Annotated in this window: 22 protein-coding genes; all 22 read right to left on the bottom strand. The window is 34.1% G+C overall.

The genetic code is table 11. From position 1 onward, the window contains the following. Nucleotides 1-74: 74 nt before the first annotated feature. Nucleotides 75-1,241, bottom strand: coding sequence for a nucleotide sugar dehydrogenase (locus MKZ25_RS05400; protein ID WP_340800565.1), 1,167 nt, complete (start codon nucleotides 1,239-1,241; stop codon nucleotides 75-77). A 63-nt stretch (nucleotides 1,242-1,304) separates the two neighbouring features. After that, nucleotides 1,305-3,071, bottom strand: coding sequence for an asparagine synthase-related protein (locus MKZ25_RS05395; protein WP_340800564.1), 1,767 nt, complete (start codon nucleotides 3,069-3,071; stop codon nucleotides 1,305-1,307). A gap of 72 nt (nucleotides 3,072-3,143) precedes the next feature. Then, on the bottom strand, nucleotides 3,144-4,451 hold the full coding sequence (locus MKZ25_RS05390) for a lipopolysaccharide biosynthesis protein (protein WP_340800563.1): 1,308 nt from the start codon (nucleotides 4,449-4,451) through the stop codon (nucleotides 3,144-3,146). A 16-nt stretch (nucleotides 4,452-4,467) separates the two neighbouring features. Further along, nucleotides 4,468-5,487: a dTDP-glucose 4,6-dehydratase gene (rfbB, locus tag MKZ25_RS05385; RefSeq protein WP_340800562.1), complete on the bottom strand. Its 1,020-nt coding sequence runs from the start codon at nucleotides 5,485-5,487 to the stop codon at nucleotides 4,468-4,470. Continuing rightward, the gene (gene rfbD / locus MKZ25_RS05380; protein ID WP_340800560.1) at nucleotides 5,488-6,345 is read right to left on the bottom strand and encodes a dTDP-4-dehydrorhamnose reductase; all 858 of its coding nucleotides are present in this window, start codon (nucleotides 6,343-6,345) and stop codon (nucleotides 5,488-5,490) included. Nucleotides 6,346-6,349: 4 nt separating this feature from the next. Further along, nucleotides 6,350-6,910 (bottom strand): dTDP-4-dehydrorhamnose 3,5-epimerase, encoded by a 561-nt coding sequence (gene rfbC, locus MKZ25_RS05375; protein WP_340800559.1) that lies wholly within the window; start codon nucleotides 6,908-6,910, stop codon nucleotides 6,350-6,352. Between the two features lie 20 nt (nucleotides 6,911-6,930). Beyond that, nucleotides 6,931-7,809 (bottom strand): glucose-1-phosphate thymidylyltransferase RfbA, encoded by an 879-nt coding sequence (gene rfbA, locus MKZ25_RS05370; RefSeq protein ID WP_340800558.1) that lies wholly within the window; start codon nucleotides 7,807-7,809, stop codon nucleotides 6,931-6,933. A gap of 1 nt (nucleotide 7,810) precedes the next feature. Further along, entirely contained in the window at nucleotides 7,811-8,872 is a 1,062-nt protein-coding gene (locus MKZ25_RS05365) for a hypothetical protein (protein ID WP_340800557.1), read from the bottom strand. Between the two features lie 794 nt (nucleotides 8,873-9,666). Beyond that, complete coding sequence (gene istB / locus MKZ25_RS05360; protein WP_340800556.1) at nucleotides 9,667-10,440, bottom strand: IS21-like element helper ATPase IstB; 774 nt, start codon at nucleotides 10,438-10,440, stop codon at nucleotides 9,667-9,669. Nucleotide 10,441: 1 nt separating this feature from the next. Further along, nucleotides 10,442-11,971, bottom strand: coding sequence for an IS21 family transposase (gene istA, locus MKZ25_RS05355; RefSeq protein WP_340800555.1), 1,530 nt, complete (start codon nucleotides 11,969-11,971; stop codon nucleotides 10,442-10,444). Between the two features lie 729 nt (nucleotides 11,972-12,700). After that, nucleotides 12,701-13,960, bottom strand: coding sequence for an O-antigen polymerase (locus MKZ25_RS05350; protein ID WP_340800553.1), 1,260 nt, complete (start codon nucleotides 13,958-13,960; stop codon nucleotides 12,701-12,703). Between the two features lie 165 nt (nucleotides 13,961-14,125). Beyond that, the gene (locus MKZ25_RS05345; protein ID WP_340800552.1) at nucleotides 14,126-14,983 is read right to left on the bottom strand and encodes a glycosyltransferase; all 858 of its coding nucleotides are present in this window, start codon (nucleotides 14,981-14,983) and stop codon (nucleotides 14,126-14,128) included. 26 nt (nucleotides 14,984-15,009) lie between these two features. After that, nucleotides 15,010-15,921 (bottom strand): alpha-1,2-fucosyltransferase, encoded by a 912-nt coding sequence (locus tag MKZ25_RS05340; RefSeq protein WP_340800551.1) that lies wholly within the window; start codon nucleotides 15,919-15,921, stop codon nucleotides 15,010-15,012. Nucleotides 15,922-15,950: 29 nt separating this feature from the next. Further along, the gene (locus MKZ25_RS05335) at nucleotides 15,951-16,724 is read right to left on the bottom strand and encodes a glycosyltransferase family 2 protein (protein WP_340800550.1); all 774 of its coding nucleotides are present in this window, start codon (nucleotides 16,722-16,724) and stop codon (nucleotides 15,951-15,953) included. Beyond that, nucleotides 16,717-17,592 carry an NAD-dependent epimerase/dehydratase family protein gene (locus MKZ25_RS05330; protein WP_340800549.1) on the bottom strand — a complete coding sequence of 292 codons (876 nt, stop codon included), beginning with the start codon at nucleotides 17,590-17,592 and terminating at the stop codon, nucleotides 16,717-16,719. Before MKZ25_RS05330 ends, MKZ25_RS05335 begins: the two co-directional genes overlap by 8 nt. Beyond that, nucleotides 17,589-18,218, bottom strand: coding sequence for a sugar transferase (locus MKZ25_RS05325; RefSeq protein ID WP_340800547.1), 630 nt, complete (start codon nucleotides 18,216-18,218; stop codon nucleotides 17,589-17,591). Before MKZ25_RS05325 ends, MKZ25_RS05330 begins: the two co-directional genes overlap by 4 nt. A 1,027-nt stretch (nucleotides 18,219-19,245) precedes the next feature. Then, entirely contained in the window at nucleotides 19,246-20,127 is an 882-nt protein-coding gene (galU, locus tag MKZ25_RS05320) for a UTP--glucose-1-phosphate uridylyltransferase GalU (protein WP_340800546.1), read from the bottom strand. A gap of 55 nt (nucleotides 20,128-20,182) precedes the next feature. Beyond that, nucleotides 20,183-22,027 (bottom strand): polysaccharide biosynthesis protein, encoded by a 1,845-nt coding sequence (locus MKZ25_RS05315; RefSeq protein ID WP_340800544.1) that lies wholly within the window; start codon nucleotides 22,025-22,027, stop codon nucleotides 20,183-20,185. A 31-nt stretch (nucleotides 22,028-22,058) separates the two neighbouring features. Then, a complete protein-coding gene (locus MKZ25_RS05310; protein WP_340800543.1) occupies nucleotides 22,059-22,823 on the bottom strand; it encodes a tyrosine-protein phosphatase in 765 nt (254 codons plus the stop codon). Between the two features lie 45 nt (nucleotides 22,824-22,868). Further along, nucleotides 22,869-23,582 (bottom strand): CpsD/CapB family tyrosine-protein kinase, encoded by a 714-nt coding sequence (locus tag MKZ25_RS05305; RefSeq protein WP_340800542.1) that lies wholly within the window; start codon nucleotides 23,580-23,582, stop codon nucleotides 22,869-22,871. A gap of 13 nt (nucleotides 23,583-23,595) precedes the next feature. After that, nucleotides 23,596-24,351 (bottom strand): YveK family protein, encoded by a 756-nt coding sequence (locus MKZ25_RS05300; protein WP_340800540.1) that lies wholly within the window; start codon nucleotides 24,349-24,351, stop codon nucleotides 23,596-23,598. 180 nt (nucleotides 24,352-24,531) lie between these two features. Beyond that, nucleotides 24,532-25,362, bottom strand: a complete 831-nt coding sequence (locus MKZ25_RS05295; RefSeq protein ID WP_340800539.1) for a hypothetical protein — start codon at nucleotides 25,360-25,362, stop codon at nucleotides 24,532-24,534. Nucleotides 25,363-25,416 lie beyond the last annotated feature (54 nt).

The following is a 25,416-nucleotide window of genomic DNA, read 5'->3' as shown; positions in this document are numbered from 1 at the left end:
CACTTGAAAACAGGTGGGCGCTATTTAACACTTAATAATAAGCACGCTAAGCCATTGGCACAACGGGGAATTTATTAGTCTCTACTAAACAAATCTCTTGTATATACCTTGTCTCCTACCTCACGTAAATCATCAGTCAATCGATTAGCAACTACTACATCTGAAACTCTCTTAAACTCTTCTAAATCATTAATTACTCTTGAATTATAAAATGTTTCTTCATGAAGTTCTGGCTCATATACAACAACTTCAATACCCTTAGCTTTAATCCGCTTCATCACACCTTGAATAGCCGATTGTCTAAAGTTATCTGAGTCCATTTTCATCGTAAGCCTATAGATACCAACAACCTTAGGATTCTTCTTAATAATCATATCGGAAACATGGTCTTTTCTTGTTTTATTTGCATCAACAATAGCTGTCATTATATTATTGGGAACTTCTTCAAAATTTGACAATAGCTGTTTTGTATCTTTTGGTAGGCAATAACCACCATAACCGAAAGAAGGATTATTATAATGATTCCCAATCCGTGGGTCCAAACCAACTCCATCAATAATTTGCTTACTGTTTAATCCTCTTACCTCAGCATAGGAATCAAGCTCATTAAAAAAGGCGACTCTCATCGCAAGGTAAGTGTTAGCAAATAGTTTAATAGCTTCTGCTTCTGTTGAATTAGTAAATAATAGAGGAATATCTTCCTTTATAGCTCCTTGAACTAATAATTCAGCAAATACTTTAGCTCTCTCAGACTGTTCACCAACGATTACACGTGAAGGGTATAGGTTATCATACAAAGCCTTTCCTTCCCTTAAAAATTCAGGTGAGAATATAATATTTTCTGTTTTAAATTTCATTCTTATCTTCTCTGTATAACCAACTGGGACCGTTGATTTGATAACCATAATCGCATCTGGATTAATAGATAATACATTGGCAATAATGGCTTCAACAGTTCTAGTATTAAAATAGTTTTTTTCTGGATCATAATTCGTTGGTGTAGAAATAATGACATATTCGGCGTCTTTATAAGCCATATATTTATCTGTTGTTGCAGTTAACTTTAATTCCTTTGTTGCTAAATATTCTTCAATCTCTTTATCAATGATAGGAGATTTTCTTTTATTAATCATATCAACTTTCTCTTGAATAATATCAAAAGCAACGACTTCATTATGTTGTGCTAATAATATCGCATTTGACAATCCTACATAGCCTGTTCCTGCAATTGTTATTTTCATTTTTAACACCTTCAATTTGGTATTTTAATTTTTTATTATAAAATCTTTAATTAGCTAATATATTTAGAGGCTTTTTTTACTTAAACTATATATAACCTGCATTAAATTTATTTGCTGCATTTGATTTAAATCAGTATCATTAAATAATTTTCTTACATTTTTCTCATTTAGTACTTTTTCTATTCTCTTAATACCATCAGAATAATTGTCCATAGCCCTTTCCCATGACGTGCTCTTGATAACTTTATTCCATTCCCCCCATGGTCCTTGATTCCCTTTAATTAATCCTATTCTTTTTCCTATCTGATAATAAGACCAAAACAAAAATTGCACAAACATATTGAAGTACCATGGAAAGTATGGCAATCTACCTTCTCCATGTAGTAACCATTTGGTTTGTTTTAATAGAGGTTTTGCTGCAAGACGGAATAATCTTCTATTAAGTTTCCACCTCTGTGGAATACTAGCACTTATTTTAATAACGTCTTTTGACATAAATGGTTCATAGCTTCTAAATAATCTTCTATTACCATAAATATTGGGTATGCTCATATTCATAGAACTCGGCCAGAGTTCAAACCATTCATCAGCAGAATTATTTCGAAAACTGCTAACATAGTTCAGGTGGTCTTGACGACGATTATTTAATTGTGACAAAACCTCTTTATTAAAAATGCCGCTATTTACAGGGGCGGCCGCTGAATAATTTGAGTTCTTTATTTGAGGTAAAAAAGGAAATCTTATTGAACTGCGAATTTTTTTAATACGTGCCCCCTTTAATAAAGCATCAGCAAATAATCCTCCAAAAACTGCTGGATACTCATTTAACATGCACTTTTTATGAAAGCCAAAGGTATGCACATGATGATATTGAGCGCCACTACCAACTAGATGATGACAAACTGGGAGTATATCTATATAATGAGATTTACTTCGTAATTCAACTTTAAAGTTTGCCCCGTAAGATTGAGCAGCTTTTTTTGCTACTTTTCCTTCACGATTCATATTATCTAAGAATATAAAGGCATCTCTAGTACTATCTTTAGGTAGCAGTCCTGAGAGTATACGTGAATCTTCCCCACCACTAATAAATTGTCCTATTTTAGTCATACTACCAGCAATGTTATTGACATAGTTTTGTAAAGCCTGTCTTAAATCATAAGCTGCTTGATCAATTGAGTTATACTTCTCTTTTTCTCTTGGAATCCAATAATTTCCAGTAAATATATCAGTATTATTAGCAACGATTAAGTGCTTGGATGCTGGTGCAATTTGTCTAATATTTTTATAAATTGTATATGGATAAGTTACTACACCATGAAGAATAAAGTCTGCTTCTGAAACAAAATCAATATTATATTGCTGACCTGAAGCTCTTGCTAAAGCATCCACATGAGTTGAAAGTAATATGTTTCCAGAATCACATAAGGAGTACACTGGTATAAATGACATTAAGTCAGTAATACATTCAACCTTTGATGTTTTTTTATTTATAATCAGGATTGCAAATGGTCCGCTTAAGTCCTGATCCCAAGCCATTAACCCTTTCATAATTCTTTCATAAATTTGCTTTGTGCCCTCAGATGTATGATTATCTTCTAAAAACTGCTTATCCAAGAAACACAATAACGGCCCACCTATAACTACTAATATATAATCATCTGTTTCATAAAGTTGAAATCCATTGTATATATTATCACTAACAGCTAGCGAGCCCCATTCGCCATGGAATTCTTGAACTGATGGTTTATCATCCTGATATATTTTCTGTATTTCCTTGGACAATATTCCATTTTCTATTTTCTTTTTTGAATATATAAAATCACTCATTTTTTATCGCCATCCATGTTCATGTGCTTTATTTTCTGTTTCTAGTAGATTGAAGTATTTAAAAGAAAAAAGTTAGATTACGTTAAGATTTTTTCGTTGTCGATCAAATTTTTTACTTAACTGTATTGTAATTAAAATTAATATAAGATTTAATAACGCAGCGGATAATCCGAGTAAGGCAATAGCAGCTATATCACTTGAAAATACAAAATACCCAATTGCGAGAGTTAACACTCGAATTATTAACGTTAATACAGAATATTTCAAATGAAAAGATTGAGCATTTATAACTGGCAAGGCACGAATACTCGGCTGGTTAATAAACATGAAGAAAACCCATATAGCAATCCACCTTGCATATTCTCCAGCAATTGTCCATTCTTGTCCGAATACAAAGTTAAAAAGCTCGGGACCAAATATTATTACAATACCATACGGGATAATTCCAACAACTACAAGTGATAGTGTGGCCTTTTTTATTAAGATGGTTAAATTTTCTCCTTCATTAGCTGCTTGAGAAATTCTTGGATAAAATACGTCGCCTACCGACTTTCCAATTAATGTTGCTGGAATATTCAAAACTGTTCTGCCAAGTGTATAAAAACCTGCTGCTACAGGTCCAAAGAAAGTTGTTAACAATAAGATCGGTAAACTTTGTGAAGTAGCATTTAAAAATACTTGTGGTGCACGGTATATTGGAAAATCCTTATATTGCTTCGAAAGAGTTTTTAAAGATTGCCTGCTATTTAAAAAATTTAATGAAATTTTCCCCTCTGTATTTTTAGAAAATAAAAGCATAAGAAAAGCCTTTACTCCACTTTGTATAGCAGAGAATATAATAAGGACTATTGCAACTGGATGAATTAAACCGATGCCTGCTTTTCCGCCTTGAATAAGCAATGCTTGAATTATAGATATTTTAGCAGAAATCCGGAATTGTTTTGTTCGGATTAGCCATTGTTCAATTGTTTCTAATAATCCCCCGAAAAGGATAGCAACAGGAATTAAAAATAAGTAAGACGACACAGATTCAATCTTAAATAATTCAATAATGGATTTATTAAATATAAGTAAAATAACAGAGGAAAATATAAACATTAAAATTGTTATATATATAGATAATTTAACAATTCCTTTTGCTTCTCTATCGCTTTTAGGTAAAACAATTGCCGTTGGATATGTTAATGCTGCAATTGGTGTAAATAGACCAATAATAGCCATAAATGTCCCCATAACTCCATAGCTTTCAGGACCATATAAACGTGTAATAATAGGAGAGAGCAACATTGTAATCACTTGTGCTGCAGCAGTCCCGGTAACCAATATTATTACATTTCGTATAAACGGCTGTTTATTTTGTTTTGCTATTTTACCTTTCATTTCAAACTCCTAGGCTTCATATATTGTATTGATTTTCAAAGTAATTACGGTATTCACCACTAATAATTTGCTCCCACCATTCTTTATTATCAAGATACCATTGAATTGTTTGAGCAATTCCAGTTTCAAATGTATAGGTTGGTTTCCAACCTAAGTTTTCTAATTTAGTTGGATCAATTGCATAACGTTTATCATGTCCTAAACGATCTGTTACAAACTCAATTAAATCTTCGGATTTTCCTAGTGTACTAATAATTGTTTTGACAACTTCTAAATTAGTACGTTCATTATGCCCACCAACATTATAGATCTCACCTTTTATTCCTTCGTGCATAACTAAGTCAATAGCAGCACAGTGATCAAGTACGTGTAACCAATCACGTATGTTTTTGCCATCACCATACACGGGAATCTTTTGTTCGTTCAATACCCGAGAAATTGTTAAAGGAATCAACTTTTCAGGGAAATGATAGGGTCCATAGTTGTTAGAACAACGGGTAATATTTACAGGTAAACCATATGTTTCATAATAAGCTCGAACTAATAAGTCAGAAGAAGCTTTGCTTGCACTATAAGGGCTATTTGGTTGTAATGGAGTTTCTTCAGTAAAAAATGTATTAGGATCAAAATCCAATTCTCCATATACCTCATCCGTGGATACGTGTATGAATTTAATAACACCCACTTGTTTTGCTGCATCCAATAATACTTGAGTTCCTATAATATTTGTATGAACAAATATTCCCGGATTTGTTATTGAACGATCTACGTGACTTTCTGCAGCAAAATGGACTACATAATCAAATTTTTCCTTTTCAAAAAGTTGAATAATTTTTTCGCGGTCGGAAATATCTCCTTTTATAAAATAATAGTTTTCATTTGTTTCAATATCACGATGTTTAGTTAAATCTCCTGCATATGTTAATAAGTCTAAATTATAAATATCATAGTTAGGATACTTTTTAACCATGTACTGTACAAAATTACCACCAATGAATCCTGCACCACCAGTTACAAGGATTTTCTTCTTAGTCATCTATTTCACCTCTGTATTAATTAATTCTCTTAAATATCTCTTAACAGCATCTTGCCAATTTGATAATGGAGTAAAACCATTTTCTACGAGCTTTTGTTTGGACATCCTTGAGTTCTTAGGCCGTACTACTCGAGTTGGATACTCTTCAGTGGAAATAGGATTTACTTTAACCCCAACATTAGCTTGACTGAAAATTTCCTTTGCAAATTCAGCCCAGCTACAGAAACCTTCATTAGAACAATGATAAGTTCCATACTTCTCGCTTTGAACCATATCTATTAATAAATGTGCTAAATCAAATGTATAAGTGGGAGAACCAATCTGGTCGCCAACCACATTTAATTCCGTCTGGGATTCTGCTAATCTTAACATTGTTTTCACAAAATTATTTCCGTTTATCCCAAAAACCCATGAAATACGTACAATAAACCATTTATTTAATAATTGCTTTACTAACTTTTCTCCTTCATATTTTGTCAATCCATAATAACCAACTGGATTTGGTTTGTCCTTTTCCTTAAATGGAGTTTCTCCTTCGCCATTAAACACATAGTCAGTACTTATATAAATAAACTTTGCATTAATGTCCTTTGCAGCTAGAGCTAGATTTTTTGTTCCTTCAACATTCACTTCCCAGCACATATCCTTATTATCTTCCGCTTTATCAACTGCCGTATAAGCAGCGCAGTGAATTATTGCTTCTGGATTAATTTTTTTTACATAATCAAGAACTTTGGATTGATTTGTTATATCTAAGTCTTTTGATCCTATCCCTACCATGTTTAATCCGAGTTTCACTCCATATTGAACTACATCATGTCCAAGTTGACCTGTATATCCTGTAACCAATACCTTCATAACATTACTCTCCAAAGTTGAAGTTTTTCTCCGCATTCAATAATAAAGGGGCCTTTTCATCTTTTACAGATAAGATAGGTTTGATATCCATAGGCCATTCTATTCCAATTTCAGGATCGTTCCAAAGAATACCTTTGTCATATTCTGGAGAATACAGCTCGTCCACTTTATATTGAACTTCTACATCTTCCGTTAAGGTCATGAAACCATGGGCGAATCCTTTTGGAATTAATAATTGCTTTTTATTTTCTGCAGTTAATTCAATTCCAAACCACTTGGCAAAAGTAGGACTACCTTTACGAATATCTACAGCAACATCATAAATTGCCCCTCTAGCGCAACGTACCAATTTCGATTGTGCTTTAGGGTTTAATTGATAATGTAATCCTCTTAGCGTACCTTTATTAGCTGAGAATGATTGATTATCTTGAACAAAATTTATATTAATTCCAGCCTCAAAAAAATTAGCGTCATTATAAGTTTCCATAAACCAGCCACGATGATCACCAAATATAGCTGGTTCAATGATAATTACACCCTCTAAATTAGTTTTAGTAAACTTCATTTCTATTTCACTTCTTTCAATTAATATTGAACTTGTCCATTAGCTACTCTCATTAAATATTGTCCATATCCGGTTTTACTAAGTTTTTCTCCGCATTCCCTTAGTTGTTCCTTCGTAATCCAACCATTAATGTAAGCAATTTCTTCGGGTGCAGCAATCTTAATTCCCTGATGTTCTTCCACTGTCTTTACGAAATTAGTTGCTTCTACTAAACTCTGATGTGTACCTGTATCCAACCAAGTAAAGCCTCGACCTAATAGTTCTACTTCCAATTCACCCAAAGTTAAATAAGCTTCATTTATAGAGGTGATTTCAAGTTCACCACGTGCAGATGGTTGGACATTTTTAGCAATATCAATAACACGGTTGTCATAAAAATATAACCCAGTAATTGCATAATTAGATTTAGGTATTTCAGGCTTTTCTTCAACACTAATTACCTTGCCATTCCGATCAAATTCTACTACTCCAAAGCGCTTCGGATCTTGCACATGATATCCAAATACAGTTGCACCACTAGCTTTATTTGCTGCACGTTGTAATATTTTTCTCATACCACTGCCATAGTAAATGTTATCTCCTAATACCATCGCAACAGAATCGTTACCAATAAACTCCTCTCCTATTAAGAAAGCCTGAGCTAGTCCATCAGGGCTCGGCTGAACTTTATACTCAAGATTTATCCCAAATTGCGAGCCGTTACCTAATAAGGATGCGAAGCGCTGAGTATCTTCTGGTGTTGATATAATTAATATATCTCTAATCCCTGCAAGCATTAAAGTTGATAATGGGTAAAAAATCATTGGTTTGTCATAAATTGGTAATAATTGTTTACTTGTAACCATAGTTAAAGGATATAATCGAGTCCCACTACCACCTGCTAAAATTATGCCTTTCACTTTAATCTCCTACCTTCTGATTGATTTCTATTTTCTTGTAAAAAGCCTTTAAATTAGTATAAAAAATTTCCTTCTGATCAATTACCTTTTTACGATAATTATCAAATTTGGAAAGATGTATATCATACTCAAATATCAATTCACACATTTTATCAACTATATTATCAATATTTATCTCCAATTTATTCAAATCAAACTTATACTCTCCAGGTATTGGGACATCTACATCATTTTTTGCACTTCCACTTAACGAAGTGATTATATTAGTATTTAAAGTCACAGCTTCACGAGGAATTCGTTCGGGTCCTGGAAAATAGCCAAAGTCTATATAGAGCTTTGCTTCAGACAAAAGTTTAATTACTCCTTGTGTATCTAAATTTTTGATTGGAATAAAATTTAAATTTAATCCCTTTCTATCGACCTTTTCTATAATTTGTTTAGTAACCTCAAACCCTTTAGCAGGGTTATATGCAACGATATTATGTTTTTTTTCTATTTTCCGTTCAAAATATTCATCACCAATTGGTCCACATAAATACATCATATTTTCATCGCTAACACCTTGCCCTTCTAAAAATCCCCTTACATATTCGCAGTTATATAAATGAAAAACCGGTCTATTATAATCGTTAAAAGAATATATATTTGTTTTTAATTTACCTGCAATTCGCAGTAACTGTGTTACTAATGGTGTTAGATACAACGGTAATTTATGTTTCTTACAAAAATAATATGTTGCATTTCTCGGCAACTGTCGAATATAGTAATCTAAAGAAAGCCACCAAATACATTTTTGGATTACTTTCACCTTATTCAAATATTCGGTATTTGTCTCCGGTACAATAAGCAAATTTTCCTCGCTATCTACAATCTCCTTTGAAATTGGAATTTTATACTTTTCAAACTTTATAGGTATAGTTAATTCTTGAGAATTAATATAATGGATAAATACTTTTGAATGTAATTTTTTCAACTCATATGCAAGTTGATGGAGGCTTTCAGTTCCACCAGTAACAACGTTTCTAGGAACTAGCACATATATAACCGTATCATTATTTATCATAACTATCTCCCTCCGATGAAGTTTCAGTTTTCTACCACTTTTGACATGCCTGGATATATCATCAGACACATTATTTTCTCATACTTTACCACCATGGTTGATTACACCCTATATATTTAATTACTGATTGTGATAACAACCAAAGGATTTAAAATAATTCATTTTCATCATCGGTTTTTGACAATATAGTTGTAGATCAAGCTATTTTATTTCTCTACTATATTTACATTTAGTTCATTAAAATCCCCAATTCATTCGAATTTATCTTTTTGCATTTGTTGGCCTGTTAATGAGTAATGAAAGTAAAACTTCTTTCACTACATATTTATAAGATAATGGGGATGTTTTATTCTTCTTGAGCGATCATCTTTTATCGGATAAGAGTCACTTGCTGCTCAGCAGACAAATTGCGTGTTTGTCCCGCCCAACTTCATACGCTTCTTTTTCACTCTAAAATTTCTATATGTTTACCAAAATGCACTGCACTTGCTTCACAAATTTCAAAGTGCTATGTAAATGAATTTCGTTGTACCAGTGGATAAATTTTCATACCCAAGTAACTGCTTACTCTACTAACTTAAACCCTTTTCGTTTGGAATCAGGACGGTATTTCAATGTCACACAACATCGCATATGAAGAGTGATTATCATTGCTGACACGTGGTCTTGAATACGTGCTTTGAATATCAACTTTCTTTAGGAAACCTTAGAAAGCGGAGACTTTTAGCTGGCTGTGTAACCGTCAAGTAGAATTAAACAGTTTTTCACAAGTAAGTTTCAACAGTTTTCACCAATTAAGTTTCAACAGTTTGATGTTGGAATAAAGCCTTTCTATATTTCATTCGAATACTATCTGCCTCTTTGTCAAATGTGATAATCTCACTTCGATGAAGTAAGCGATCCAAAATAGCGGTTGTTAATGTTGGGTCTCCTAAAAACTTCCCCCATTCTCCTGGACCTTTGTTTGATGTCAATATAAATGCAGCTTTATCATATAAATCATAGATAAATTGAAAGAATAAGTTAGCTTCCTGAGCTTCGTATGTCATGTACATCACGTCATCAATGATAATCAAATCAGATGTAATAATCCGCTTGTAACGAGTTTTCGACTTGTTGGTATATTCTTTTGTTTTTAAAACATACATGAGTTGGCTCATGGAGATAAAGGATACTTGGTATCCTTTCTCCACGGCGTGTATTCCTAAAGCGATCGACAAATGCGTTTTACCAGCTCCAGTTGGGCCCATCATAATTAATGTGAAATATTCTTCAACCCAATTCAATTCTTTTAGAACATTAAGTTGTTTTTCTCCTATTGCTGATTGTTCATTCAAGTTATATTCTTCAAAAGTTAACTTCTCTGGAAACTCAGCCCACTTCATTAATCTCTCATTATTCTTTTTCTCTCTACAGTTCAATTCGTAACTCAAGATTTCGTGAATCAATTCATGATAAGTCCAATTCTTTGATTCCGCTGCTCGCATTAGATTCGGCAACTCTTTTGCTGTCTCAGCCAGACGTAGGGTGCGACATTTGTCTTGTAATAATTCGAAAGGATGGGTCATATTAATCTCTACCTCCAGCTAAGACTTTTAAATAAATATCTTCAGATCGTTCTGGCGCAATCAAATCCTTATATTTCTGATTCAGTTCAATAGCCGAAGGAGAGCCTTTTTGGCTCTGTATAGATAGAGAGTTGGCAATATCCCGAAAATCATTCGCACTTGTCATATTGAGTTTTTTCACCTCTTCTAATGCCTGATCACAATGATTAGGGTAAACCTTTATTGCTTGTTCAAGTACTTTTAATTGATCAGTTAAATGTCGAGGGTATCGCTCTTTTAATTGATGTATTAACCACTGAATATTTTCTTTATCTAAAAATACATCTTCGATTTGTTTGATTAATAATTCTCGTTTAGATGTTCCGTATTCTCGATGGGAAGGGTCAGAAATAACACGACCTCGTTCACTAGAAATTTTATGTTTTGCTAATATTGAGCCAGTTTGCTTTAATCGAATAATTAACCAACCATCATCTTCTTGAACATATGCAATATTAGGCGCATCTCCTCTGAATGTACCTTTTGGTACACTATATCGATTTCCGCCAAAACGAATGACATTGTCCTTTTGTATACTTCTTGTTATACTAGAAGCGAGAATATTCTCGAAAATATAGGTACCAGAGACTTTCTTTAAGTGTTGCTTTTCGAGGGCGTGCACTTCAGAAGGTCTCTTTTTCGTATTATGATGTACCTTATAGTTTCCTGTTCGTTTGAGCCAGGCATGACAAGATTGATTCCAATCTGTGATGTTACCAAATACACGATGTTTACTGAAGTTATTTTTGATAAACTTAACGACTTGTTCGATTTTTCCTTTCGACTCCGGGTCGCTTTTTCTACAAAGATATATATTAAATTGCCGTGTTTGATGGTATTTGGTAAATTCCGATGTCATAATTAAATCACCTGCATTTTCACTTACTGCTAATAACGCATCCTGATCATAAACAATTTCTTCAGAAATTCCCCCGAAATAATGGAAAGCACTCTCATGCATTCGAATGACATCAGCTGTACGAAACGGACGATCTAACCACTCCGCATATTTATACCTTGAATGAGAAAGTATAAAAGCAATGAAGTACAAACGCTTATTATGACCATCTTTATCCTTTACCACTGTTTGACCAAAGTCTACCTGTATTTGTTTTCCCATTGGTAGTTCTGGAACAGTGGCATATGTACGTTGAGTCAAAACTTTCGGGATATGATAACGATCTCTTAATTCATTTAAGTAATTCCGAACGGTATTTTCAGCGACCTCTTTAAAGTTGAATTTCTCCTCCAACCAATCATAAACCTGTGCTCCTGATAAATCAGGATGTTCACGTAACCATTCAAGTATTTCATCATGAAACTGATCCAATTTTTTCTCCCTAGTCCGTAAGGAACTTATGAACTCTTCAAATTCCTCAGTCGTCATATTCAAATAATCTATGACTGTATTTCTTGATATATTTAACTTTTTTGCAATTGCACTTTTTGAGAATCCCTCTTTATATAATCGGTGGATCTCTATATAATTCATAAACCTGTTCACTCCTAATTCCTCACCTTCAATAAACTTAATATAAGTATATTGAAAGAATGATAGTTTTTGGATAACTGTTTAATCTTATTTGGGGAATTCTGTTGATTTCTATTTGTGGAAAACTGTTAACTCTAGTTTAGCGTTTACAGCTGTTATTTTCTGAATGAGGAACGAGTAGTGCACCTTGAATTTTTTCATTCACACCGTTTTTTTATCAGCTGTTCTGCATATTTAGCTTCTTTAGTTTCCTAAACTTCGCAGCTGATAAATTTGCGATAAAATATGCCTTACTCAGGTTCTACTAGTCCCTTAATATCCCAGGTTCAAATTTGATTGGGTGCGACCGCCAGATGACTTTTTGGTGGACATTAGCACGGAGATTTTGTATCTATTCTTCGCGTAATACTCAGTATAATGTTGATTCAGAAGCCATGTACATTTCACAATCAGCTAACTTTGAGACAATTTGCATTGGTAAATACTCCTATTCATATTGCTTCATAACTATTAATACCTCTATTCGTTCTTCTTCAAATAGTTATTTTACAGAATGAGAAAATATTTGCGGTTCGGCGGCCAGTACCTTTTCTTTTTTTTGTAAATCATTCGCTAACGCCTTCGCATATTACATTTTTCCATTCAATTGCCAATTCAACTGTTTAGCTTGATTGAACATTTTACGAGAGGGGGGTCTTTAAGACAACCTAATTAATTATAATGTTTTACCTATCTACGATTTCTCTTTACTCTAATTGTTATTATCATTAAATAGATGAAACACAGTGCAAAGGAGAATTTTGAGAATTGAAATCGAACCATAGAAGTCAATAAAGACTGCATTATTAATAAATATATCGAAAAGTTTACTAGATTCATTTTATTTAGTATCTTATAATAGCTAAAGCTTGAGAATAGGCCGTACAAAAACGAGCCCATAACCACTCCTAAAATCCCTAAATCCATATAAAAGTTATAAAACAATGTGGTAAATGCATTAAACCTTACTCCATCACCTATCAATACTGCATCCTCAATTGCCATAGTTAATCCCTCAGCGTAATTAGCTAATTCTGGAAATGAGAATCCTATACTTTGTAAAACAACAAAAAAAGGACGAATAATTCCTAGTAATGATGAAAACCCGTAAGTATAAGAATAATTCAAATCACCAAATACTTCTAATCTATAACTTAAGTGAGGTAGTGCTCCTACTAAGTATACATAGGCTGTTTCTGAAATAGAAACTTCTCTTGCAACTGTTATATATATAATAAAAGAAAAACTAAATAAGACTAAGAGATAAAATGAGATATTTCTCTTGATCTTAAATTTATATTCTTTTGGCTTCTTAAGCATAAAGAATGCAATCGTATAATTAATTATTATATATAATACAATAAATCTACCGCCATCTGTTATAACGTTCATTGTTATAAGAATGAACGCTAATAACAAATACTTAGTGTTCCTTTGTTCCTTAAAAAAGTAATAAGCTGAAATAGGTATTAACAATATTGTGAATGGTTTTGCAACATACGAATATAATATATTAATAACTCCTGAACTAAATCTATCCATCCCCACAACGTATCGTATATCATGTAAAGTATATCCTTGTAATAATAATGTTAGAGAAGTACTAGAAGTGATTAACAATACAATAAAAGATATTATTAACAAAATATTAAAAATTATATTTAATTCACGAGTCACTTCTATGAGCTCAAACTTCACTATCATTCCTTTGCTATTTTTACCAATTAATCTAAATGAATAGTAACCGACAAAGAAAGATATTATCCCTATAAAAACTATTAAAAAGGCATAGCTTGATATTCCAGTTAGCCCATAGAGTTCGAATTGAGCCAAAAAAAGAATAAATGCCCACAATACACTAAACAACACTAAGGGATTTAAAAAGCTTTTTTCGGTAATGATTCCTAGAATCAGTATTAAGATACACATGAATGATAACAATAAAGCCACGTAATTTACTCCTTTAGTTGTTTGCCTCAAAGAACCATATAAATATTTCAGTATTACAACAATATAACACTCGGAAAAATCTTAAACCAGAATATAAGATACATTGCTATAAATTATAAATTAGATATATTATTCAGTCCTTTAAGTTAATAGTTAGTTACTTATTTATTTTTTACTATATTTCCCCATCTTCCCATAAAAGAAGTCCTTGCTACCAACCACCACCATACTAATTTTATTTTTCTTTTGATCTTCTAAAACTAGAATCTTTAGTAAATGATTTATTGACATTAAACTTAGTTTTAGCACTCTATATAAACTAAAGTTATTTTTCTTAAGATAGAAGTACATCCTATTTCTAAATATATAGTAATGTCTAAGAGCATTATGTTGTGACACGTTACTGAATAAAACTCTTTTCTTCTCCCCTAAACTTTGGTACAAGATAGCATTTTTGAATCTAATAATGTTAAAACCAAGTATTCGAATTGTATTACAATAGTCAAAATCTAACCGGTCTATAAAATAATTTTCATCAAATCCCTGAGTCTTCCTATATATATATAAGTTTATAAAACTTCCAGACGAAATAGCCCAATCAACTTCAATAAAATTAACATTCGTATCAGGAAAAGCCTTACTTTCATCTAAATGGTTATATACAATCTCCGGAACGTATATTCCCACTTTACTTGATTTGTCACTTCCGATAAAGTTTATCATTTTTGATAAATCCTTATCAGATATAAAGCTGTCTTGATCAAATAAACATATATAATCAAAACCTTCTTCAATTGCTCTCTGACACATCACATTAAAAGCCACAGACAATCCATCATTTTGTTGGTTTGATAAATATGTAAAACCATTCTTTCCTGTAAAATAGTTCTCAACTTTTTTACAATCTACACCTTCTGTATTGTCAAAAATATATACTCGTTCAAAAACGCCTTTATATTTTACAATTGATTCCAATTCATTTTCAGTGGGATAAAATAAAGTTACTCCGCAACAAAATCTCATTTTCTTTAACCTCACTTCGTATGAAATTACACCTCTAATAGAGTCATTTCATTAAAATATATATCAGGTTTCTCTTTCGTGTTATTGTACCACTTATTCGGTGCTACAATTATCTTATTCTTATTCTCAGCTAAATAGGCACCCCACCATGAAAATGAACTATTTGATATAACAAAATGTTTACATGAATACATTAGTCTTAGACTTTCATAATCCTTAAATCCATCAATATATCGAACTGGATACTTAAATTTAAATTGTTGTTTTACTCGGTCTATAGAATCGCTAAATATATAAAATACTGCATCTTTGTTTTTACTATAAATATAATCCATCCCTCTGTAATAGTAATCCTCTTTACAAACATTTAAGGTCGGAGAATTAATATAATCGTCACCAAGTCTCATACTTACTCCTACTGCATTACTAGACTCAATTTCATCAAGGATTAATTGTTCTCTAGTAGTTAGTGGTGTTTTTACTTTTAATTCTTCATGGACTATGTTCCTATATTTTTTAAAATACTTTTCACTTTGAAAGTAACCATAAATATTTTTTAATCTTGTATTATTTAAAGAAAAATCATAATAGTATCTATCAAAATTATAATAAAACCCCCTTTTCGATAAATACTTAAAGGGTATCTCACCAAATTTATCAATATTTGTAGTTTCCTTTACAATCTTTTGATATATGTGATATGCATTTTGACAAGATTTTAAATATAATTCTTCAACTTTAGATAGCTTTGCGTCCTCTACATATTTAATTGAACTACTAATGTTTAAATTAGAAAGCGAATAATTTCTAATCTTATATCTTTTATAAGCCGACACATCCAAATAAACTTCATCACCTAATTCTAATGCTAGCATTTTGGCAAAAGCTACCTGAAACATTTGATTACCTAGACCACCTATAATTTTCACTATAATCATATATTACCTCCATAATACAGACGACCCATTTACCTCAATTTGAAAACAGTTGCTATAATCCAATAAATAATTAAATAACTTGACTTTATTAAAGATAATTGTTCAATTTGACGGTAAACTTTCCAATGGTAGCCTATTAGACTTAACTTGTTACTAGAAATTGCGTTTGTCCTAATCCGGTGACTACTTAATGGTTCCTCAATACCATACAAGTATTTTTCTTTTTTTATAACTTGTAGCCACATAACGTAATCATTTCTCTTTATTATATTAGGAATTTTAAATTTCCCTAAATTTGTAGCGTTATAAATAACTGTTGAGTTCCCAGGACAAGTCTTTAAAATCCCATTATAATCACTTTTGCTGTGGGCTTTAATAGTACGGTTAAGATAGTTCCCTTCTTCATCAATCTTAGTATAGCTAGTACAAGTAAAATTACATTCATACTCTTCCATAAAGCTAATTTGTTTTGTTAGCTTTTCAGGAAACCAAACATCGTCACTATCAAGAAAAGCCATATATTTACCTTGTGCTAAATCAATAGCTTTATTTCTTGCCACAGCAGCACCTGAGTTTTTATCTAATTTGTGATATTTAATCCTGTTATCCTTAGTCATATATAACTTCACTATTTCCTGAGTATTGTCTGTAGAACAATCATCAATCACTATGACTTCCCAACTTTGATATGTTTGTGCTAATACAGAATCAAGAGTAATACCAATAAAATTCCCACAATTAAATGCTGGCATTATTATGGAAACTAGATTTTCAAATTTGTCTTGTACATGTACATTATTCATTACTGTCACTCCCCAACTCTGACAACTCTAATGACTTTTTTAAATCTCTAATTCGGTAATTATCTTTATAATTGCTCATAGTTCTCTCATATACTAAATTACCAAATACCTTATTTATAATTCCCATCTTCACCCCTAAAACCTTTAATACAGGATTAAATATCTTAGTTAGTTTAATTTCCCTTCCATGTAACTTAGCTATTAATTTAACCATTTCACTTGTATTAACGTATTCTCTATTTTGTGGGAAAAATAATCCACTCTCATCATTATCAATCATTAACTTCAAAAACTCACAGAGATTATCTATATGAAGCATACTTCGCTGATTTTCAATTTTTGGAAATATAGGTAGCTTTTTAGCAGCTTTTACTAACTTTTGATAGTTTCCTTTAGAATTCCTTCCATAAATCATTGGAGGCCTAATAATAACAATTTTAAAATTATCATTTTCTAAAAGTTTAATTCCCTCTTCAGCCTGTAATTTACTACTTCCATAAAAGTTACTGGGTGTTGGTAATGTATTTTTATTTATAACTTTTATACCACTAGTACTATCCCCATATACTATGATACTGCTCATAAAAATAAACTGCTTTACACCTTCTGCTTTTGCCTTTTCAGCAGTCTCTATTGTCAGATCACGGTTTATTTTATAATATAAATCTTCCATTTTAGGATCCGATGAGACATGTGCAATTCCAGCGACATGAACCACGGCATCATACTCAGAGAAGTTTTTTTCTCTCCAAGAATTGCCTCTTAAACTAATTGAATCTATTGAATATCTATCAGAGTAATTTCCAAGCCACTTTTGAAAACTCATCCCAACATAGCTATTTTTTCCGGTCAACAGTATTTTTTTCATTTAGAAATACTCTCCTTGCTACTAACAACTTCCTTCTTCACTCCAGTCCCACCTTCAACTACACCATCACTCTTCACGACACTTACGATTGTCCCAAAGAAGCACTTAATATCCATCCAGAGACTAATATTTTTAACATACTCACCATCTAACTTGGCCTTAACTTCAATAGGAAGCTCATCTCTACCATTAATCTGTGCCCAACCTGTCAACCCAGGTGGTACATCATTAGCAGCATACTTATCTCGTTCAGCAATAAGATCATACTGATTCCATAGTGCTGGTCTAGGCCCAATTATACTCATCATTCCCATAAAAATATTCCAAATCTGTGGAAGCTCATCAAGTGAAGTTTTCCTCAAAAATTTCCCTACATTTGTGATATACTGTTCTGGATTATCTAATAAGTGAGTTGGAGTGTCTTTAGGTGTATCTATTTTCATAGTACGGAATTTCAATATGTAAAAATGAGTTTTGTTAATTCCTACACGTTTTTGCTTAAACAAAATGGGACCTCTTGAATCCATCTTAATAGCAATTATTAGAATTAAAAAAATGGGTGACAACACGATTAATCCTGTTAAAGAAAGAGTAATGTCTATCACTCTTTTAACCTTCATATACATCCAGCTACACTCCTTAAAATTTATTCTTTAGTAGATTAGGACTTAGTTAGATAATTTACTTCTAACCAACTATTAAACCACTAAAATTGCTACCTAATTCTAATAGTCACTTCTGAAATATCTATTCAATCCAACACTTAAATACTAAATAGATATTCAAAGTTTAATCACTATTCTCTAGGATTCTTCCTATTATATTTTAATGAATCATCTATAATCTTCACTAAAACGCCTTACCCCTTATTCCACAAGGTTTCGGTTTCTAGCGTTCAATCTAACAACGATACTTAACTCCTTAACACCATTCTATATTCTTGTCTTCCATTCTATATTCTTGTCTTCCATTCTAATGTCTTATCTTCTATCAAAAAAACTGTTATACCTATTGATTAACAAACTTGTATTGTCCGTATTTGATAACTACTTTTAATAATATCAGTTATAATACATCAAAAGAAGAATAAAATCTTTATTATTTTGCTCCTTATTACTGAAAGACTGCCCTCATAACTAAGGTACTTTAGCACCTAGATTGTTGTTAATTACATCTTCATGACTATGGGTAGTACAAAACAACTTCTTCTTAAATATGTAGACATACAAACAGGGCAATATATTTCACCGTTTAATCCATTAAATCCCTAATCCCTTAAGCATCTAAGAGACTTAACACCTTCCATTACAAGCTCCATTTCATAATACTGCCGAACTTCTAACCGATTCGTTTAATAAATTAACAAATTAATAGCTTATCTCTTTCTAAATATCAGAAGAGCAATTCCAATAAATAAAACTAGGATCATAATTACTGGAAGAAATACTAATAACTACAGCCTCTTGTATTACTCAATTGCATCCTACTTACTAATTCCAACACCCTTTCCTTTAGATGAAATTTAGGCATCTAACCCATCCTCATACCCCTGATAACAAAAAGCATCTAAAGTGACGCATGACACGCCACCCACAGCATAACCGAGTACCTTCTATTAATAGATGTATCTAGACTTCACCTGACAGCAATAACTTAACTATTTACATTGCCCTTTTTTACTATTTCTTCCAGATATACTAATAAATCAGACCGAATTTCTTCATTCTGCAAAGCAAACTCAATCGTTGTTGTAATAAACCCTAACTTTTCTCCAACATCATAGCGCACACCTTCAAAATCATAAGCATATACCTTTTGACTTTCATTCAGTTTTTGAATGGCATCCGTCAGCTGGATTTCGCCGCCTGCACCAGTCTCTTGCGTTTCTAAAAACGAAAAAATTTCTGGCGTTAAAACATAGCGACCCATAATAGCCAAGTTAGATGGCGCAGTACCTAAAGCTGGTTTTTCTACAAAATTGCTTACTTCATAGCATCTGCCTTCTGAAGAAATCGGATCAATAATTCCGTAACGTTGTGTTTCTTCATCAGAAACTGTCTGAACACCGATTACCGATGAACCTGTTGTATTGTATTGGTTTATTAATTGTTTTGTACACGGTTCTTCGGCACGCACAATATCGTCACCTAACAGAACAGCAAAAGGCTCGTCACCAATAAAGTTTCGGGCACACCATACGGCATGTCCCAATCCTTTAGGTTCTTTCTGACGGATATAATGAATCTCTACTTTTGAAGATTGATTGATTTTTTCCAGAATGTCCAATTTGCCTTTGCTTATTAGATTTTCTTCCAATTCAAAGTTACGGTCAAAATGATCTTCAATCGCGCGTTTACCTTTACCTGTAACGATAATAATATCTTCAATACCTGATGCAATTGCCTCTTCAACAATATATTCAATAGTAGGCCTATCAACAATTGGCAACATTTCTTTCGGCATTGCTTTTGTCGCTGGTAAGAAGCGTGTTCCAAGTCCTGCTGCTGGTATGATTGCTTTTTTTACTTTTTTCATTTATAGACACCCTTTCCGAATACAAATATAAACTATGTTCTAACTAGGATATAACTTATTCTGTTGCCGCGACATCTGCGTGTAAACTTGCAATAACTTCCCAACGCCCATTTGCTACAGCAATAACTTTTTCTTTTAATCTTGGATTTTCGTGATGTTCAAGTTCTTCTAAAAACATTTCCAGCTGAGTTGTTGTCATACAGTTCGCTTTCCCGACATGAATTTTCGGATATACATGCTCTTCCTGTATTTCATCCGGACTAAGCAGTTCCTCATACATTTTCTCACCTGGTCGTATACCTGAATATTCGATACCGATTTCATCTTCTTTAAAACCGGATAAACGAATCAAATTTTTCGCTAAATCGGTAATGTATACCGGTTCACCCATATCTAAGACAAATACTTCCCCACCACGTGCCAGTGCCCCTGCCTGTAATACAAGTCGGCTTGCTTCAGGTATTGTCATGAAATAACGCGTCATTTCCGGATGGGTTACAGTAACCGGTCCGCCTGCAGCAATTTGTGCTTTAAAGCGTGGGACTACTGAACCACGAGATCCTAACACATTACCGAACCTTACTGCCGCAAATGTCGTCTTACTTTTTGTAGCCAAATTTTGAACGACCATTTCCGCAATTCTTTTTGTCGAGCCCATCACATTTGGAGGGTTAACGGCTTTATCTGTTGACACCAGTACGAAGCGGTCGACACCAGCAGCATGGGCTGCATCTGCAACATTTTTAGTACCGAATACATTATTTTTTACCGCTTCTAATGGATTCGCCTCCATGAGCGGTACATGCTTATGTGCTGCCGCATGATAAATCGCATCCGGTTTATATGTTTGAATCACATCAAAAATGCGCTCGCGGTCTTGTACATCTGCAATAACCGGAAGTATTTCAATATCCAAATCTTTATATTGTTCCGTCAGCTCCATATGGATCAAGTAAATCGAATTTTCACCGTGACCGAGTAACAACAATTTTTTCGGCTGGAATTTCATCACCTGCCGGCAAATTTCCGATCCGATTGAACCGCCTGCACCTGTTACTAAGATTACTTTATCGGTAATCCCTTCAGAGATTGCCAGCATATCAAGCTTTACTTCATCACGGCCGAGCAGGTCTTCGATATTCACTTCCTGCATATCGTTTACCGTCACTTTGCCTGTCAGTACGTCTTCAATTTTCGGCATTATTTTAACGTTTGCGCTTGTAGTCGAACAGCGCTCGAATAATGCTTTCATTTCACTTTTCGGTAGAGACGGGACAGCTAGTATAATTTCTTGGACACCTTTTTTTTCAACAATTTTTTCTATTTCACTTGTCGTGCCGAGGACACGATAATCCACCAGTGTTAAATACTTTTTATTCGGATCATCGTCTACGTAGCCGACAATCTCATATTCCGTATATTCATTGCGGCTAATATTGCGTGCCAGAATCGTTCCTGCCTGACCGGCACCGACGATTAATACGCGGATGGCTTCACCTTCAAATTTTATTTTTCTTTTTTCATGTAAAAGCCTTAATAAAAAGCGGGAGCCTCCGATCATAATAATATGGAGCAGCCATGTGATCAACAGTACGCGGAAATAAATGTCCCCGTTAATCGCTTGTTGCATAATCATCGCCATCACTACGGAAATGGTTACCGCAAATCCGATAATGAGGAGTTCTTTAACCGATGCGACGGACCACATCCGACTGTAAAGCTTATAAATATTCGCCACAATATGGTGTGCGAACAATAACGTAAGCGCACTGATAAACAATGTTTTGTTCGTATACAGATCAATTGTCGGATGCAGCAGCCAGTAACTAATATATATTGCAGTTAATACAATGATCGAATCGAGTATAAAAAATACTGCATATCTACTTCGATAGTTCATAATTCCCATAACCTTTCTATATGCTATTTTTTCAGAAAATAGACCACCATTTTTTAGAACTTACTTCCTGGGGTTCATATAAGATAAAATTCTTATTTTCTATGATTCTCGCGTTATTTTCCAAAAGCATATCCACTGCATCTAATTGTTTCTTTTTTTCCAAATATGTAAGCCCTGCGTCAAATAGATAGGGGCGAGTTGTCAAGTTATGAACATCTGAACCATACGTATGGACCAAATTGGCTTTCACTAAATCGAGTGACAGTTTTTGAATATTTTTCCCGAAATGCCCGGCAAGGCTCCCTGCGGTAATTTGCGCCATGGCTCCTTCCCTCACGAGCTCTTCCAGCTTGCGTGGTCGTTCGGCGATTGCTTTATTTCGTTCGGGATGTGCAATAATCGGTGTAATGCCCTTTCTTTGAAGGGCGATGATCAAGTCTTTTGTGTATTTCGGTATTGTGCTGGATGGAAGTTCAAGCAGCAGATAATCGGAGTTAGCGAGAGTCAAAGCTTCCTTTGCCTCTACTAATGCGACAACGTTTTCTACTAAACGGACTTCCTGACCTGCATGAAGTTTCAATGGAATGTCATGAAGCTGCAGCTGTTCCTGTAAAACAGCCATCTGCTCGGTTACTTGTTTAGCCGTAACATTGTATTGCGGATGAAAACTGTGTGAAGTTGAAATGATTTCTGTAATGCCTTCGTCTACTGCTTTTTGAAGCATCTCCAGTGTTTCATGTAAATCCCCGGGTCCGTCGTCGACACCGAATAATATATGGCTGTGTATGTCTATCATGGTATTGCCCCTCTTCTGGATGTTAGTTTCGAGGGGCTGGGTCTTTTACTCGACAGCCCCGTAATATTGATAATAGTAATGGTCTTTATCGATTTTATAGTTGTTTAAAACCGCACCGATAATATTTGCTTTTGATACGAGCAGCATTTCTTTCGCCTTGATGACATTTTCCTTTTCGGCTACACCACTATTGATGATCAGCAATGTCCCTTCACACTTATTCGATAAAATTTGTGCATCGGTTACAGATAGTACTGGCGGTGCATCGAAAATAATGAGGTCATACGTTTCTTTTGCTGTTTCAATAAATTGATCCATCGTTTTGGATGCGAGCAGCTCCGCCGGGTTTGGCGGAATCGGACCGCTTGTAATGAGAGAAAGCCCTTCGATATCGGTTTTGTTTACCACTTCTTCAATCGTATGCTGACGGATCAATACCGTAGATAACCCGTTGACATTTTTGATGCCGAACGTATGGTGCGCTGTCGGTTTTCGCATATCACTGTCCACCAGCAATACTTTTTTTCCTGCCTGTGCATATACAACAGCAATGTTTGATGAATTGGTCGATTTCCCTTCCCCTGGTGTCGAGGAAGTGAGCACGATTGTCTGTATATCTTTATCCGGCATCGAAAAGTTGATATTCGTGCGGATTGTTTTAAATTGTTCGGAAACAATCGATTTCGGGTTTGATGCGGTAATCAGTTTTCTGGCAAGTGTCGCTGGTTGCATTTTTTTTCGTTTGAATTTTTTGAACATTACGGTCCCACGCTCAACTTTCTTGACTTATTTTCTGCTGGATGCGCTGTCTGCCTGCTTTGCTGTGTGCAGGGCTCTTTTGCATCTCTTCCTGCTTGATAGGACTTACGACGCCGATAATCGGCAATCCGATAATCTCTTCTACATCCAATTCGGTTTTCACTGTTGTATCCAAGTACTCCAGTAAAAAGGCTAGTCCTACGCCAATCATCAGACCGATGACAAGTGCAATGGCCATATTCAGCATTTTATTCGGTTTGATCGGTGTCGGGTTGTCCGAATATTGAGCCGGTGATAGGATATTGACATTATCAACATTCATCAATTTTGGTACTTCTTCTTTAAATACTTCTACAACTTGATTTGCCATATCCGCTGCTACATTGTAATTTTCATCCTGCACACTGATATTCAGTACTTGCGAGTTGTTCGCATTAGATACTGTAATTTTCGAAGCGAGCTGTGTCGGAGTCAGCGGCAAGTCCAGGTTTTCCGAAACGATCGATAAAATCGCGGGACTTTTGATAATCTCGTTGTATGTATTTATCAATTGCAGGTTTGACTGTATATCTTGGGATGTCATTTGTTGTGTGACATCTTCTTTTTTTTGGTTGACCAATACTTGTGTATTTGCCTGGTAAATCGGTGTCAGTACGAAAAAGCTGACGATTGCTGCGATGATTACTGCTACAACAGTAAGTGATAGAATAAGAGCAGCCCGCTTTTTTAATGTCTTGAATATGTCTTGTAAGCTGATTGTTTCTTCCAAAAGTGTACGCTCCTTTAATTAAACTACTAACATTATACATGAATCGAGCCTAATATTACACAGTATTTCCATATGTTTAGGGAATTTGAAATATTGTCACATAAATCTGGTAATTTTCCGCCTGTAAACTTCAGAATAAAAGGTTTGCAGAATGCCTGTGCGCACTGCAAACCTTATAGGTTATCGAAAACTAAGTGCTTTATCCATCAAATCAGCCCGTAGAGATTCTTTCATTGCATCATACTCTTCCGCAAAGCTTTGGGCATAAGATTTATCGAAACCATTTTTTTGCAGATCTTTTTCAACAAGACCGACAACTACATTCACCGTTGAGTCTGTAGCGGATTCGATACTTTTTGCAGCACCCATATATTTGTTATAGAAATAGCCGTAACTGATCGATTCACCATTACTCTTTTTCGTTTTGTACTCGTTCGCCGCCTGACTGATCAGTGAATTCATACGTGCGCGAGACTGGTTTTCAAGACTTTTAAATGTACCTTCGTATTGCTTTTTAATCGAAGCAACTGTTACTTTTTCAGTTGGCTTGTTTGTGCCTGACCCTGTGCTCGGTTTCGGATTTCCATTCGAACCTGAACCTGGGTTTGTACTTGGGTTTGTACCTGAGTTTGAATTTTCAGTCGCCCCGGTTTGTCCGGCATTTGAACTTGAAGACCCGCTTCCACCATTGTCAGTCCCGGCTTCAGTCGCTTCGCCGCTACCTTTTGTAGAATCAACATTCGTTTCATCCGCACTTGAAGTATTTGCTGTGGCAGTCGTCGTGTCGTTTTCATCAGAATCGGCTGTGTTGTCTTCAACGATATTTCCATCTTTGTCGACTACAATAACCGTTCCGTCCGGCAATTCTACATTGTACGTTTCTTCAGTTAAGGCATCTACTTCCGGATCTGCTGTGTCATAAGTCTTAAACTTTAATTCGTATACAATATAGCCGCCAATCCCTAACACAATCACTGCCAGAGCTAGTAATATATACTTCAGCTTTTTCATCAGTTGTAAGCTCCTTTGCAGTTTTTTTGTCTAACCTGTTTTCTAACAATTATG

This window comes from Solibacillus sp. FSL W7-1464 (assembly GCF_038004425.1).
Lineage (GTDB): Bacteria > Bacillota > Bacilli > Bacillales_A > Planococcaceae > Solibacillus.
This window is presented reverse-complemented; position numbering and strand designations above follow the sequence as displayed.